This window comes from Alteromonas antoniana, from assembly GCF_019249295.1.
GTDB classification, from domain to species: Bacteria; Pseudomonadota; Gammaproteobacteria; order Enterobacterales; family Alteromonadaceae; genus Alteromonas; species Alteromonas antoniana.
In genome coordinates, this window is the sequence record NZ_JAESDH010000006.1 from 1 (window position 1) to 16,030 (window position 16,030).

9 protein-coding genes and 2 pseudogenes are annotated in these 16,030 nt (G+C 47.2%); 4 read left to right on the plus strand and 7 right to left on the minus strand.

Annotated features, from left to right (window positions below):
* Positions 1 to 469: 469 nt before the first annotated feature.
* From JKP77_RS06370 to JKP77_RS06380, 3 genes are all read left to right on the plus strand, one after another.
* Positions 470 to 2,095, plus strand: coding sequence for an endonuclease (locus JKP77_RS06370; protein WP_218310382.1), 1,626 nt, complete (start codon positions 470 to 472; stop codon positions 2,093 to 2,095).
* Positions 2,096 to 2,319: 224 nt separating this feature from the next.
* The gene (locus tag JKP77_RS06375; protein WP_218310383.1) at positions 2,320 to 3,387 is read left to right on the plus strand and encodes a serine hydrolase domain-containing protein; all 1,068 of its coding nucleotides are present in this window, start codon (positions 2,320 to 2,322) and stop codon (positions 3,385 to 3,387) included.
* A 395-nt stretch (positions 3,388 to 3,782) separates the two neighbouring features.
* The gene (locus JKP77_RS06380) at positions 3,783 to 4,910 is read left to right on the plus strand and encodes a hypothetical protein (RefSeq protein WP_218310384.1); all 1,128 of its coding nucleotides are present in this window, start codon (positions 3,783 to 3,785) and stop codon (positions 4,908 to 4,910) included.
* A 680-nt stretch (positions 4,911 to 5,590) separates the two neighbouring features.
* Here the strand turns inward: JKP77_RS06380 and JKP77_RS06385 are convergent.
* The 7 genes and pseudogenes from JKP77_RS06385 to JKP77_RS06415 all read right to left on the minus strand — a co-directional run bounded on the left by JKP77_RS06385 (position 5,591) and on the right by JKP77_RS06415 (position 14,402).
* The gene (locus JKP77_RS06385; RefSeq protein ID WP_218310385.1) at positions 5,591 to 6,691 is read right to left on the minus strand and encodes a hypothetical protein; all 1,101 of its coding nucleotides are present in this window, start codon (positions 6,689 to 6,691) and stop codon (positions 5,591 to 5,593) included.
* A 278-nt stretch (positions 6,692 to 6,969) separates the two neighbouring features.
* Positions 6,970 to 7,212, minus strand: a pseudogene (locus tag JKP77_RS06390) (transposase); the annotation flags it as partial.
* A gap of 265 nt (positions 7,213 to 7,477) precedes the next feature.
* Positions 7,478 to 8,347, minus strand: coding sequence for a cation diffusion facilitator family transporter (locus JKP77_RS06395; protein ID WP_218310386.1), 870 nt, complete (start codon positions 8,345 to 8,347; stop codon positions 7,478 to 7,480).
* A gap of 42 nt (positions 8,348 to 8,389) precedes the next feature.
* The gene (locus JKP77_RS06400) at positions 8,390 to 11,500 is read right to left on the minus strand and encodes an efflux RND transporter permease subunit (protein ID WP_218310387.1); all 3,111 of its coding nucleotides are present in this window, start codon (positions 11,498 to 11,500) and stop codon (positions 8,390 to 8,392) included.
* A 13-nt stretch (positions 11,501 to 11,513) separates the two neighbouring features.
* Positions 11,514 to 12,695, minus strand: a complete 1,182-nt coding sequence (locus tag JKP77_RS06405) for an efflux RND transporter periplasmic adaptor subunit (protein WP_218310388.1) — start codon at positions 12,693 to 12,695, stop codon at positions 11,514 to 11,516.
* On the minus strand, positions 12,688 to 13,983 hold the full coding sequence (locus JKP77_RS06410) for a TolC family protein (protein ID WP_218310389.1): 1,296 nt from the start codon (positions 13,981 to 13,983) through the stop codon (positions 12,688 to 12,690). Before JKP77_RS06410 ends, JKP77_RS06405 begins: the two co-directional genes overlap by 8 nt.
* A gap of 47 nt (positions 13,984 to 14,030) precedes the next feature.
* Positions 14,031 to 14,402 (minus strand): hypothetical protein, encoded by a 372-nt coding sequence (locus tag JKP77_RS06415; protein WP_218310390.1) that lies wholly within the window; start codon positions 14,400 to 14,402, stop codon positions 14,031 to 14,033.
* A 185-nt stretch (positions 14,403 to 14,587) separates the two neighbouring features.
* Here JKP77_RS06415 and JKP77_RS06420 point away from each other — a divergent pair.
* Positions 14,588 to 15,549, plus strand: a pseudogene (locus tag JKP77_RS06420) (IS30 family transposase).
* Positions 15,550 to 16,030 lie beyond the last annotated feature (481 nt).

The window sequence follows — 16,030 nt, forward strand, 5'->3', positions numbered from 1 at the left end:
TGTGCGCTTAGGTCTTTGATTACTTGAAGTTGTCATAAAGAAGTCCTCTTTATGTCTACGTATTTCAGGACGGGACAGATGGCTATTTTAAAGCGGCACGCACGTGCCGCTTTTTTGTTTCTTACTATCGAATGAGAGAAACCAGTACATCAGCATGATGCAGATGTGCTGACATACTCCCCGTAAACTCCGCGTTTAGCGCGCGCCCGCCTCTGGGCGCTATCGCATAGCCCAACCAGTCTCCAGCCCCGCACCAAAACTAAGCCAATGATATTTATAGATATTACTTTTCATACCACCGAATAATTTTTCTGACCACATGTTCAAAAAATGTTCATGCAATCGACTTATTTCTGTGTAACGGTAGTGCTGCGAATTCCCCGGAGTTTTCTAAATATCAGAGGGCTCAGTAGTAGAGGGAATAGCGACGCCTGACGAAAACAGGCCTCTAACCAAGACAGGAAGATTCATGAGAAAATCGATAACAATGTTAAGTGCGCTGATAGGGATGAGCTTAAGTGCTCAGGTTAGCGCTCAGGTAGAGAATGGAAATTTCGAAAGCTGGAGTGGCGGTACGCCTGACAACTGGACCACCATAGATTCTGGCATCAGTGTCGCCGAGTCCTCTAACAGCTATGATGGTGCCAGTTCGGCAGCCATTAGCGTAAACACCGGCTCGCAAAGCTCCACTGACTTCCGCCAGTCGGTCAGCGTCAGTGCCGGGCAAAGCTATACTTTCAGTACCTGGGTATACCATACCGAAGGCGGCGTGCGTGCCCGTTTATACGTTGATGGTTATCAGGGTTATTCCACACCCACTCTGACGGGGCAGTGGCAACAGGTCAGCTATAACTACACAGCAGGCAGCACCGGCAACATTGAAGTGGGTCTGCGTTTTTACGATGTATCCGGTTTTGACGGCTCAGAAGTAGTGTACGTCGATGTATTCGAACCGACGTCAACCGGCGGTGGTGGCACTGGCGGTGGCAGCTGCAGCACCAATGGTGGTGAGCTTGAGCTGACTACCGATAACTACGGCGGTGAAACCAGCTGGCAAATCACTGACAGCAGCAGTCAGACGGTCGCATCCGGCGGTAGCTACGCATCGAACACCACGTATAACGAAGCCGTGTGCCTCGACGATGGAGACTACACTTTCACCATCACCGATGCCTACGGCGATGGCATCTGCTGCTCTTACGGATATGGCAGCTACAACCTGATAGTAAACGGCAGCTCTGTCGCATCCGGCGATAGCTTTGGTTCGTCAGAGTCTACTGCATTCACGTTGGGTTCCGGTGGTGGCACCGGTGGTGGTTCAGATCTCAGCGGCTACTACGCCAGCGCTGACGGCCTGACCGGCTATGCACTGAAATCGGAACTGCATAATATTATCGACAGTCATAGTACCCAGAGCTATTCAGCCCTGTGGAGTTTCTACCTTTCCTATGGTCGTGATACCTATTATGAGAATGACGGTTCGATTCTGGATATCTACTCTGAAAACCCCACTGGCGGCGACCCGTTCAACTTCACTGCAGGCAGCGATCAATGCGGTTCTTACAGCGGTGAAAGCGACTGCTACAACCGTGAACATGCCTTTCCTCGCAGCTGGTTTGGCGGTGCGGTTTCACCTATGAATACTGATGTGCACCATATCTTCCCCACTGACGGCTACGTAAATGCACGTCGCAGCAGCTACCCGTATGGTGAAGTAGGCAGTGCGTCTTATACCTCATCGAACGGTTCGCGTCTTGGCAGTGCTGCATCTGGTCTGGGCTATTCCGGTACCGTATTCGAGCCTATCGACGAGTTCAAAGGCGATATTGCACGGGCGTACTTCTACATGGCCACCCGCTATGAAGATGTGGTTGCGGGCTGGGAGAACCAAAGCAGTTACGGTGATGCGGCGCTTAATGGCACCAGCAACCAGGTGTTCGAAAACTGGTTTCTGAACATGTTGCTTAGCTGGCACGCTCAGGATCCGGTAAGCCAGAAAGAAATCGACCGTAACGATGCCGCTTACAGTTTTCAGGGCAACCGTAACCCGTTTGTGGACCACCCGGAACTGGTTGGTGAGATTTGGGGTAATTAGTTTTTACCCGAATAGTTAATAATACTATGAATCAGTAGCGTGCAGCTTATGCTGCTCGCACTGGTTTTTGTGGCCATTCAGGCCCCTTAGCTATATGTATAGTAATTTTGATACCAATAGCATTGATTGCACATCAAGCTCTGGGTAAGAAGCTACCTTGATACTTTCTGATACGCCAACTATTCTAAATTGAGTCGCGCAACCTTCCCTCTATGGAGTCGTTCATGAAGACTCTTCTGGCGTTTATTCCGTTTTTCCTGCTGCTCTTTAACTATGGCTTTGCTTCGGAACAACAAACGGACTTCAAAGCACTAATGATAAAAAAATATGTCGATGGCGATTTCCACGGCGGAGTTCTCTATTCTGATTCCAAAGGAAATATTCACAAACTGGCATTAGGTTTGGCGAACCCCGATACTGGAGAAGCGCTCACTACAGAACATCGTTTCGCTATAAACAGTATGGGGAAAATGTTTACCGCAATTTTGATTATGCAGCTGGTTGAACAAAACAAAGTTTCTCTTGATGACACTCTCAGCAAACATCTGCCAGAGCACGCTCATCCAAATGCACCAGAAATAACCATTCATCAATTATTATCTCATCGCAGCGGCATTCCGGACTCTCTGATTAGCCAAATGCGCGGTGTCATACCATGGGATCTATCGGAAGATGAAGAAATAAATGCAGTCTACTCGTTACCCCTTGATTTTGATCCTGGCTCTGGCTTTCACTACACGAACACTGGATATACCCTGCTGGGGAGAGTTGTCAAAAAGTACCGTGAAGGCAATTATGAGGACATATTATCCCGGTATATTTTTGAGCCTTTGAACATGAAAGACAGCGCCATTACCAATAACAAAAATATGACTGCCTATTTTTCCAGTGACGGTAAAGTAGAAGAATATATTGATGATATGGCATACGTTGGCTCTGGACAGGGCGCAGCATCATTAATGGATATGTACAGGTTTTTGTCCGCACTCGGCTCGGACAGGTTACTATCGGGCGAGAGTTGGGAAATAATGTTCACTCCTCACTCTTTCCCTTCAGAAGTCCCTGAAGGAGCCTGGCCACCGCCGCATCAATACCCCTATGGATATGGCTTCAGTTTAATGCCCGTTGCCGCTGAAGGTGAAGAATACAAGCTTGTCGGGCATGGCGGAGCAGGATATGGCTCTAATTTCGCCGGCCGGTTTTTAGGAACAAAGAAGGTCGTGGTTATTTATAACAATATGATGAAAAACCCCGTTTTACCGGACGTCCTGCGTTTTGTTGCCAGCCAATAGCCTATCCTATCTGATTGCCGGATAAAGAGTAGTTCAGAGGGCCGCCTATGCTTGATGAACCAGGTTTTAAACAAACTACTTTCTTTCACAGTTTTATTCTTACGGGGGCTTTTAGTGCCCGAACCTTGCTGGGCCGCTCGGCAATCAGCCAGTCCACAGCAGTACCTTTCAGCTCTTTACTTGGGCACAGGCACCGCTCCGCACCAAAGCACGCATTTCTTAACATTTCAAAAAGCCTGTTTTTTCCAGGTTAGTCGTATCTTTAATGAAAGCGGCAATCGCGCAGGTTTTTGACGGTCAAATTATCGCACTACGCACATTGCCCCTAGCGGGCTTTCCATTGCTTTACTTCCCTCATTGACCGTGTGAAACTGAAAGAAAAACTAGACAGACCTATGGACAACAACCTGTCTGAAAAGACCGAAAAGCCCTCTGCATCTGCGCCTGCTGGCGGCGCATTCAATATTCTGAAAAACTATTTTCAGTCCTTTCGTCAGCGCAGAAACAAGGTCAGGATAAAACGCACGTGGCGCGAGCGCTTCGCCTTGCTCACCTTCTCTCAATGGACCTATTTTGCTGCATTTATCCTTTTCCTCTTTACTAACGAAGAGGGTGACTGGGAGGGTTCAGGCATTGTGTGGGTGGGTCTTATTGCGGGTATCGGCTTAAGTCGCGAGATCTGGCACTTGTTCCATCGTATCTGGCACACCATGCTGGGCAAAGGGGTGCTTTTAGTTCTATATGCCGCGACAGCGAACCTTGCGTTGGCAATGGCGGCGATGAAAGTCAACATTATTGCCGGTATAGAGCCCACCCCCCTTAAATTTACACTGGGCTTTACCACCCTGATTATGTTGCCAATGTGGATTTTCACTGCCAGCGTGTTGATGTCCAGCGTGTTACTGATGGCCGGTAATCTGTGGCTTCTGCTAGCCGGCTTTCTGCGACTTATCCGGATTAAAGTTCGCGTACATTGGGAAGATCAGTCATTTGCCTTTACCTCTATGATATTACGTATCATATTGCTGCCCATTGTCATATCCGCACTGTACCTGATTTCGAAACCCTACGTAGAGCAGGTGCTTACGCTGAATATCCCTCTGGAAATTATCCAGAGCGATCTGACTGAGGAACAGTTAGAAGAACTACGAAACCTCGATGAAGCGGCCAGGGCAGCAAAATTAAAGGAGTTTGCTGAGCAGGATCTTGTTCAAATACGACTTTCGACAGGCGAAGCGCAAGCTGATGACAGCGCGCAATCTGCAGAAGATTATACGCCGAGAGTCGTTACAGATGGCTTTATTGATAAGCTGATCGCCGCGTTTATCTTTCATATGGAAACCTATTCCTACTCTTCCTGCGCCAAGGAACCCTACCAGCGAGTACTGACTATCGACGATTATTCGATGCTGGTGGCTGAACCTGATGAGAACAATGCATTGGGGTATTCTTTTTCTATTGCGGCCTGTCGCCCCGTATATGAACAAGTCGAGGACCCTGCAGAAGATACCACGGATGGCTAATAGCGAAGCCACGTTAACGCTTACAGGCATCGTCAGCACAAACGTGTGACCCTGGTTGGTGTATTGATGAACGTGGTGTCCTGGTGATTCACAAATTGGCAGGGGCTGTGGTGCGCAAAGAGACCTCGATAGCAGCCAGCATGAAAAGATTTGCAGCGCCGGAAGGCATTACCAGCAGGATTGCTGAATAAGGAAGACAGCGTGTTCGGTTATGGCCTCGCGCCATAACCGAACGGTACCGCTACTGTGGGAGAGTAATAAAGTTTCATACCCTGGGAGTCTAAACGCCATGATTTTTGGTTTGCAAATGTGTGGTTAAAAAAATAAAGTATCATACTTATTTTTAGCTCAACGCATAAACTGCGAGCTAGCCTTGCAATAAAGTATCATACTCACACACTCTAGAGCTTCCAATTTTCCTTGAAAAGCAGTGGGTACTCGCGGTTTAATACCCAAAGAGTTTTGCTTTATCATCTAGACAAATCGTTTTCCTTCAGTGATTGAATTTATTGACGACTTGAATATAAATATCTGATGTTCCAATATTTATATTCAAGTAAAAGCCGAAATTTTTCTCTGACTTTCTAAAAGAAGGAGTAAAATTAAGGTATTATAAGTCGTCCTAGAACAGTCACTGATGTCCAACGGGGCAGAACCCGAAGCAACTGATTTATTGTATGCTATCTGTGAAACAACGACCTAGGTTGCCCCCCCTGGTACGTTTTCAATAGACAGGTATGCTCAAACCATTCAATCCCGTCAAGCTCTAGTAGCGAATCAACCGCGCCTCCAATTAACAAACTTTCATCATTCCTTATTGTTACAGTCTTAATCTTGGTATTGAGAGCAGGATTGAGCTTTATTCTTCCTTTTAAATTTGGCTGCTTCTTTCCGTGCAAGTTACAATCATAACTTAGCGGAAATTCTTTACCGGAAGTAAAAACATCATGATCTAGGCCTATTTCACTCCACTCTACGCAATTGACACTTGAGGCTGAGAACCCTCCAATCGCATTTTCAAACATTTTTGGGTATTGCTCTTCAAATATCTTCTCGTTAAACCAACTACCCATCCTCCTAGTGCGAAACCACTTACTCGCCATTTTGGTAACTATTTGAGAAAGCAAAGCTAAAGAATTTAAAGTGGCCTCTTCATCAGCTAATTCATTGGCAGGAGTAAAAAATAGTTTTCCATTTTTGGCATGAAACAACGGAAGCCGAGCATTGCGGTAAACCTCATCGATGATGAATTCGACCGAATTTTTTTCGCTTGCATTCGCTATCGAATCTAAGTTTAACTCGTCAGATACTAAATTAAGGGCTCGTGACAGCCATTGCACTTCTAGTTCCTTGCCTTTCGGATGTTTTGATGACAAAAGGTGTTCAAACGCCAAGTACATATTTCTGTAGGCTCCGAATAGATCTTCTGACACCTGAGAATATCTGAAAAATCGGAATCCTAAGTGATGTTGTTCCATAGGTGGAGGACTTGGTACAACTTTTCCATTTTTGTCCCGGACCACAATGCCAGCTACTTCAGACTTCATGGATAAGGTAGAAGTATCAACCAGCGAAAAGATCGTCTCTCCTTCGTCAGTCCACCAATACATATACTCTTCATCTACTTTTTTTGTAACCAGGTCTTCCGTACCTTTCATCGAGAGCATGTCCAAACCGATTTGAACAAGTGCTCTTTTCCAAGGTTTCTTCTCGCCCCAGCCTTTCCCTAAGACAACATACAATATAAGGGACGTTTTTTTTACACCTAAGTACATTTCCATCGTACGAGTATTCAACATCGTCTTTAGGGGGAGAAGTAAGTGAGAGTACAATACCGCTTCCCAGGTCTCCTTCAATATTGAGAGCTAAACTTCCAAGTCTTGCCAAAACAACTCCTTACACGCTATTTTTATTTAATCCACACAATATCCAATTGATTTATATCTAATCAATAATTTTATTAGCAGTCTCCGTCAAACTCAGATAATAAGTGCACCACACATGGTTAAACGGTGCGACATAAGCTGCTGGTTGGTAGTAATGTGTATTCGCCAATAACATCGCGTTCCTTTTTGACTTTAGTCAGCTCTCTTTTTAGCTTTGCCATCTCTTCATCGCGAGGACTGTCATGGCCTGTAAATGCTTGGTCTTTGTTTTGCTCTGCTTCACGTTTCCAGCGATTCAATAGGTTTGGATTAACACCAATATCCAGTGCAATTTGGCGACAACTCACACCCGGCTGCTGGGTCAGTAAAACGGCTTCGCGTTTAAATTCTGGGGAATACTTTCTTCGTTTGGTCATAGACACTCCTTCTAGGCATAGAATGCCTTCTTATGGATGTGTCCGTAAAATCTGGGTAGAACCCCACCACCAAATTCCGGAGAAAGCGTTGTTCATAAAGGTCAAAAAGGTGGCAAAACAGGGTGCGGCGAAAATACAAACGAACATCCTTCACACTGGAGCAACACTACTTCACCTGTTACTTGCAAACGCAATGGATGTAAGAGCTAACGCTTTAGGGGCTAAAGTGATACCAGCCCCCATAAATTAGTGCTTCATCATCGAATTAATCAGCATCCCGACATTCTTCGCTGGTTAGCTCAATTTCAATAGTGGTATGCGATAACTCAAACTCTTGCAGCGCGTTGGATACACTTTCTTTTAGTTCAAGGTACTCAGCTTTCGACTCAAACTGACTAACAACGTGAACTGTCGCAACATGATGCTCACCATCTAGTGACCAGATATGCAGGTGATGCAAATCGCTCACAGCATCAAGTTCAAGCAATTTATCAGTTACGTTTTGTAAAAGACTGTTGTCTGGTGACGCCTGAAAAAACAGCTTCGCGGTACTGAGGAGGTTTCGGATAACGTTGAACAGAATGAAAAGCGTAAATCCAATAGAAAGAATCGGGTCCAGAATAGGCCAATCTTTAAACTGCATAACTATAGCGACAATCAGTACCGCTACCCAACCTAAAACGTCTTCCAGTAAATGCCAGTTCAGTACTTTTTCATTAAGGGATTTACCCCCGTGTAATTTATAAGCGGCGAAGCCATTGACCAGTACGCCCAGAATAGCCAGTGCAATCATGCCTTCTGTTTCTGGCATCTCTGGATTACTCAGGCGGGGCACTGCTTCATAAAAGATCCAGGCAGAGCCAACTATTAAAACAATGCCATTTATCAGCGCCCCAAGTAAACTCAGCCGCCGATAGCCATAGGTAAACTCTTTCGTTGCGCTTTTAGTGCCAAGTTTGTTCAGAAACCATGCACTGCCAATTGACAATGTGTCACCTAGGTCATGCACCGCATCTGCCATAATGGCGGTACTATTTGTTAACCATCCTCCAATAAACTCAATGATCGTGAAGCCAAAATTGAGGAAAAAAGCCCAGCCAATTTTTTCTGAGCTATGGGAATGTGAGTGCCCCATAAATACTCCTGTAGTGCCCTGGTTTTGACCCAGGGCATTTTTTTACTGTTTATTCGCTTTCCTGTGTACCAGTTGATATAAGGTTGGGAGAACGAACAGTGTAAGTAAAGTCGATGAGATAATGCCGCCTATAACCACCGTCGCTAGCGGCCTTTGAACCTCAGCTCCGGTGCCTGTGTTCAGCGCCATGGGCACAAAGCCAAGACTTGCTACCAGGGCAGTCATCAAAACGGGGCGAAGTCTGACTATTGCACCCTCAATTACAGCGGTGTAGAGATTGCCTTTTTCAATCCACAATTGCCTGATAAAGGCGAGCATGACTAAACCATTTAATACTGCAACGCCTGATAATGCGATAAACCCTACTCCAGCAGAAATAGACAGCGGCATACCTCGTATCCACAGCGCAAGTACGCCCCCAGTCAGTGCCAGCGGCACACCGGTAAAAATGATCAGGGCATCTTTCACAGAACCAAACGCAAGTATAAGAATGCCAACGATGAGAGCAAGCGTCACCGGGACCACCCAAGACAGCCTTTTACTTGCCGACTCCAACTGCTCGAACGTTCCACCATATTCCAGCCAGTAGCCATCTTGTAGTTTCAGGTCTGCATTCAACGTAGTCTGCAACTCTGCAACGAAACTGCCTAGATCGCGCCCGCGCACGTTGGTTGTAACGACTACACGACGTTTGCCGTTTTCCCGACTGATTTGTGCTGGCGCAGGTTTAACGTCTAAGGTGGCCACCTCCTGTAGAGGCACATACCCATCGGGTGTCGGGACTGGCAGTACCTTTAGCTTTTGAACGTCGCGTCGTAGTTGCTCCGGTAGGCGAATTACCAGTTTAAAGCGCCGGTCGCCTTCATAGATCAAGCCTGCTTGCTGACCACCAATACTGGTCGAAACCAGAGACTGAATGTCGTCGATGTTCAGACCATAGCGCGCCATCACTTCCCGTTTGGGATTTACAGATAGCATAGGCAGACCCGCTACCTGTTCAACACGGGTATCTGCTGCGCCAGGTAAACCTTTCGTCAATGATGCAACCGAATTTGCTGATGCCAGTAATGTATCCAGGTCATCACCAAACACTTTGATCGCGACGTCGGCTCTGACACCTGAAATTAACTCGTTAAAGCGCATCTGGATAGGCTGCGTAAACTCGTAGTTATTGCCCGGTAGCGCAGTGACTGCTTTCTCAAGCTCTTTAATGAGCTGTGATTTAGGCTTATCTGGAGTGGGCCACTCAGAGCGGGGCTTGAGCATAACAAAGGTGTCGGCGACATTAGGTGGCATAGGGTCGGTGGCCACTTCTGGCGTCCCCACTTTGGCGTATACTTTGTCAACTTCTTCAAAGTCGATGATGGTTTTTTCAAGGAGTTCCTGCATTTCAACAGACTGCTCTAATCCCGTGCCTGTAATACGTAATGCATGCAGCGCGATATCACCCTCGTCCAGTTGTGGTATAAACTCAGAACCTAATGTAGAGGCAAGCCATGAGCAAACTACAACCAGTCCCAGCGCGCCTGCCAGAATAAGCGATTTGAACTTAAGCACCCACTCAAGCGCAGGTCGATAAATGGCTTTCGCCCCGCGGATAAAAATGCTCTCTTTTTCGCTGATTTTTCCGCGCATAAATACCGCGATCGCAGCAGGCACAACAGTGAGTGATAACACCATCGCACAAAGCAATGCGATTACCACAGTTGTTGCCATGGGGTGAAACATTTTCCCTTCTACGCCAGAAAGGGTAAATATCGGGAAGTACACCGCGGTGATGATACCCACGCCAAACAAACTGGGGCGAATAACTTCAATAGTGGCGTCTTTAACTTCCTGTAAGCGCGCTTTAAGCGCCAGTATACCCCCTTGTTGCTTTTGTGCCTCTGAGAGCCTGCGAATACAGTTCTCCACGATGATGACAGCGCCGTCCACAATCAGACCAAAATCCAGCGCCCCGAGACTCATCAGGTTGGCAGAGACCCCCCGCTGAACCATGCCGGTAATAGTCATCATCATCGCGATAGGGATAACAGCTGCCGTAATAAGGGCGGCGCGGATGTTTCCTAACAGTAAAAACAGGATAACGATAACCAGCAGTGCGCCTTCCAGCAGATTTTTTTGTACAGTCTGGATGGCTTTGTCTACCAACGTGGTGCGGTTATATACCACCTCTGCCTTAACCCATTCAGGCAATGACGTTTGTATTTGCTGAAATTTATCATTGGTGAGTGCTGCAACTTCACGCGAGTTTTCTCCGACCAACATCATCACGGTGCCCATCACGGTTTCTTTGCCGTTTCGGGTTGCAGCCCCTGTGCGCAGCTCTTTGCCCAGTCCCACTTCGGCGACATCGTTGACTAAAACAGGCACGGAACCTTTACGGCCGACAACAACGTTCCTGATATCCTCAATTGATTTTAACTGGCCCGGTGAGCGGACTAACAATTGTTCGCCATTGTTCTCTATATACCCGGCTCCAGCATTGTCATTGTTGCTTAACAACGCTTTGCGGATATCTGCCATAGTCACACCCATTTCCAGCATCTTCGCTGGATGTGGCATCACGTGATACTGCTTGTCGTACCCCCCTATGGTATTCACTTCCACCACGCCCTTAACCTGAGCCAGTTGTGGTTTGATTATCCAGTCCTGAACTTCACGAAGTGCCATAGGCGTAACGGGCGAGCCGTCCGGCATTTTGGCGCTGCCTTTCGCTTCCAGCGTGTAAACGAAGATTTCACCCAGCCCTGTTGCAATCGGTCCCATCTCAGGTTCAAGCCCAGGCGGCAGAACGCTTTTCAGCGTTGCCAACCGCTCATCGATAAGGTTCCGCGCAAAGTAAATGTCAGTTCCTTCTTCAAATACCACGGTGATCTGAGAAAGTCCGTAACGTGAAATTGACCGCGTATAGGACAAATTGGGCAGACCATACAACGCAGTTTCAACCGGAAAGGTGATCCGCTGCTCGGCTTCAAGGGGCGAATAACCTGGTGCTTCCGTGTTTATCTGAACCTGAACATTAGTAATATCCGGCACCGCATCTATCGGTAGTCGCTGATAACTCCAGATGCCGATGCCTATGATGACGAGCACCAAGGTTAACAGCAGATAACGCCGCTCAACTGAGAGGCGAACAATATTATCTATCATTTGTCTCTCCCTATCAGTGCGCGTGTGATGCGCCGGATTTTTGAATATCCGCTTTGATTAAGTAGCTGTTGTCGACAACATACGTTTGTCCGGCGGATAGCCCTGCGACGACTTCGGAAAAGTTGTCGTCCTGCAAACCTATGGTTACAGGTGTTGCCTGATAAGCATTGCCTTCATTCAGGAACACAACCGGCTTATTGTTAAGAGTTTGAATGGCGCGATTTTCGATTTTTACCGGCACCGTTTTTTGTTGTGAGTCGACAATGCCTGTGACTAAATCGCCGGGAGAAAGCAGACCGTGCTTGTTCACCACTTTTACCAGTGCTAGCTGGTAGGGTTGCCCTTCGTGAGAAGGAATAATGCTGGTAATCGTACTGTTGAGTTGACGACCATTTGCGATAATGTGAACGGATTTGCCTTCAGCAATCTGACTGCGCTGAGTTGGAAACACCTTTAATTCCGCCCAAAGAACTGAGGTATCAACTATCGTAAAAAGCGGTGTCGTGCTGGTAAGCTCTCCGATATTCAGGTTGCGCGATACCACAATGCCATTGATTGGTGCGTTCACATCGTAAGACTGGAGGCTGTCATTCGACTGCACCTGCGCCATTGCCTCTCCGGCTTTCACGGTCTGCCCAATATCAGCAAAGAGCTGCTCTACAATTCCCGTAAACCGGGCGTGAACCTCGGCACGCTGTTGTGGCGGTATAGTCAGTTGACCATAAACCTCGGTGTGCTGTTTTATTTCACCGCCCGTAGCGACTTTTGTGGTAACGCCAGCCTGACTCGAGTACACATCATCAATCTCAGTTCTGGCTTCGTGCTTCTTCCAATTCCACGAAAAGCTATTTCCTCCCTGTAAGAGTGTAATATTCGCGAGAAATGAGTGCGGCTCAGTGATGAAACCTGTAGATCTGAGCCCATTTTCATGGGTTTCAAAACGGATATTTTCCTGACGTCCTCCCATACGATTGAGGGTGACATTAAGAGCGTCAGGTGGCAGCGGCTGCGAGCGATCAGCGCTTTCTGCCAGTAAATATGCCCCCTCTTTCGTATCCTGAATGCGTAATGTCAGGGATACGCTGCTATTGGTAAATGTTTTCGATTCAGCAGCATGGGATTGTTTGCCACTTGCTGCGGCATCGGCATCAGTCAGACAAAGTAGTAGTGAGATGAGAACGAATAGTCTATTCATGGGTATTCCGGAATTCTTGTGTAGGAGAAGCCTGACCGGATAATCCGGTCCACTGTTCAACGAGTGACTGGTTCACTAACGCGCTTTCGCTTAATTCGATGACCTTTGCACGAGCGCGTATTAACGCATCTCTGGATGCAATCCAGTCTTGGTAGCTGTATGCCCCTCGCTGGTAACCTTCGAGCACGAGTGTGGTGGCTGTTTCAAGGTCGGGCAAAACGGTGTCGTTGATATGCTTTACGGCATCAATGGAAAAATTAAGATATTGCTGCGCTTTAAAGAGTAATGCTTTTATCTCCAGTATCTGACTGTCTCTGGCAAATACCGCGGCTTCTTTCTTCGCCAAGGCAGCCTGAGAAGCGCCCTTGTTCCTTTGCTCAGCAAAAAGCGGCGCGGATATGGCAGCAACAACAGACGTATCCTGAACTGCCTGAGAGCGACGTACGCCAATGCGCCATGAAATATCAGCCCTGGCATTACTTTCTACCAGCTTTTGTTCAGCTTCTTTCACATTGATTGCTTGGGTGAGTCGTTCCACATTTGCTGATTCAAGAAACTGTTGATAAACAGCTGAATACAGCCGTTTTGCGGGAAGGTTGCTAAGTGAGCCTGATATTTTATCAATCGCCTCAGCATCTCCCTGCCAAAATAGTGCAAGTGACTGTTTGGCAATAGCCAGAGCCGTTTCAGCGGATGCTTTGTCGACTTTAGCTTGATTAAGTGCGGCTCTGGCGCGCAGAAACTCAGCTTTATTGGTTGCGCCTTTCTCTACGCGCTGCTCAACGATAGATAGGGCTTCATCAGCAAGAGAAACAGACGTTTCCGCCAATGCAAGTCGCTCTTTTGCCGCGAGAGTTTTTACATATTGCCGGGTTAGTTCGCTTAACAGTTCGAGTGACACGACATAGCGTTCTGACTGTAACAGGGATAAATTTGCGTCAGCCAAAGCTACCCTTGCATTGCGCTTTCCTCCCATCTCGAAGACAGAGGAAAGTGAAACCGTCAGTTCAGCATCATTAATGCCTGATGCGTCACCGGAACCGAGCAGGTTTTCTGCTTCAACGCCAACGTGATAAGCCGGAGTGAGATTAGCCTGCTTTTTATCTGCCTTAGTGGCTGCAAGCAACGACTGATATTGCTGTAAATCCGGGTGCTGCTGCAATGTCAAACGTGTGGCTTGTTCGAGCGTAATCGTTTTACTCATGGCAGTTGGTGATATGAATAGCAACACACTACCCATGATCACAGTGCACATACGCTCACGCGCATGCGAAAAAAAAGAGTTCATATTGTAAATCCTGGTCAGTAACTAAATGGGTAAAAAATGACTAGGATTTAGGCTCTGGGAGGACGATCGATACCGGGTTGCAAGTGAGACGGAGGGAATGTGCGGTAAGCGGCAAGTGCTGTCTCGCCAAGTGCTCCTAACTGGCTATCAGTATTTTGGAATAATACGATATGGGTAAAATGCCCGTGACAGGAGCAGCAGTGGTCACAGTTGTCTGCGCCTGCGTCGTCTACAGAATCTTTATCTGGCTGACACACACTGGAGTCCTGAACACACAGTTCATGGTGTGATTCTGAAGCGTTTTCGAAGAAGCTATCAAAAGCAAACGCATCTGAGGCAAACAAAAACAACTGTGCAAACAACATCAGGGCGGTAATCACCACCTTGCTGTTGATCTTGTTGTCTTGATGCAATTTCATTGCGAATCCTTATCTGCCTAACAGCGCTAAATTAGCCTTCTTAATGTCATGAGTCAAGGTTGGTATTTTTTTAAAGAGTGGACCCAAATTCAGATAATAAGTGCACCACTCATGGTTAACTGGCGATAGACGATCAACTGCCCGTTGGTGGTATTCTAAAGTCGCCAGACGAAAAGAGTATCACCATGAGTTACAAGCAGTTGATCGAAGGGCAACGATACCAGATTGACGCCTGCTTACGCGAGGGTTTCAGCTACCGGGAGATTAGGAAACGGCTGTAGGTGAATCACAGCACTATCAGTCGAGAAGTGGGGCGCAACCGGATTCGGGATAACCATTATCTGCCCGAAGTCGACCATGCCAAGGCAATCAAGCGACGATGTCAGGCAGGGAAATACGGCATACCAGAACAGACCATCACGTTTGTTAAGTTTGGGTTGAAGCAAAAATGGAGTCCTGAGCAGATAGCATGCGTGGGTAAAATCATTGGTCATCCCGTCAGCCATGAGTGGATTTACGGTTTCGTGCGGCGCGATAAATTGCGCGGTGGCAAGCTCTTCAAGCAGTTGCGACATGGTCACCGGGATCACCGAAAAGGCAGTCGTGCGAAGCGGGTTATTATTCGAATCAGATTGGGATTGGGATTGGGATTGAGCGTCGTCCGGCCATCGTGAATAAGAAGAAACAGTTCGGTGATTGGGAAGCCGATACCGTACTAGGCAAGAACGGCACAGGTGCCATCGTCAGTCTGGTTGAGCGCAAAAGTAAGCTATATCTGATACGCAAAGTGCCAGCGAAAACCGCGGCTGACGTGAGTCGCGCTATGGTTAGTATTTTATGGCGCTACCGTAGTCATGTCCGCACGATTACCGCGGATAACGGCGCTGAGTTAGCCGCCCATGAGCTGGTAGCGGATAAACTAAAAACGGACATCTATTTCGCTAACCCATACTCATCATGGGAATGCGGACTGAACGAAAACTTCAACGGGTTGCTGCGGCAATACATCCGTAACGGTACAGACCTGCGTACTGTGACTGACAAGCAGATTGCTGACGTTGAGCGCGCCCTGAACGCGAGACCAAGAAAGTGTCTGGGCTTCAAACAGCCAGCAGTAGTATTCAAACAGTTACTAGGCGCGGCTTAATTTAGCGAGTGGTGCACTTCGGGGTTGAATCCGCGCCTGCTCAAATACAGTATTAGAATTAAAAAAGTAATCTGATTATTGATCTAAATCAGAATATGCTTCTTTCCCTCAGACTATTATTGATGATCAGGGAGGGCGCATGTTCACCAAGCGTAATTGGCTAGAATTCGTTGTTATTTTTATGCTGCTAGTGCCGCATGGGCAGGCTGGTGCTTACACGTGTGAGTGTCCAGGTGATGATTCCCTCACAACTCAAGATAGTCTGTCTCACGCTCCTTCCGAAACGAATCCAATGTCTCCCCGTCAGCAGCATCTGAAAGCCGACAGCGATCATTGTGAAATGTGTGAGCCTGACAAATGTTTGTGCTGTGAAAGTTTGTATGCAGGTTGTCATATCTTAGTACTGACTCCAATTCATAATGACATTTGTTTCAAGGACGATTTTTCCCTTTCACCGATAGCTACTGACGCTCAGTCACTT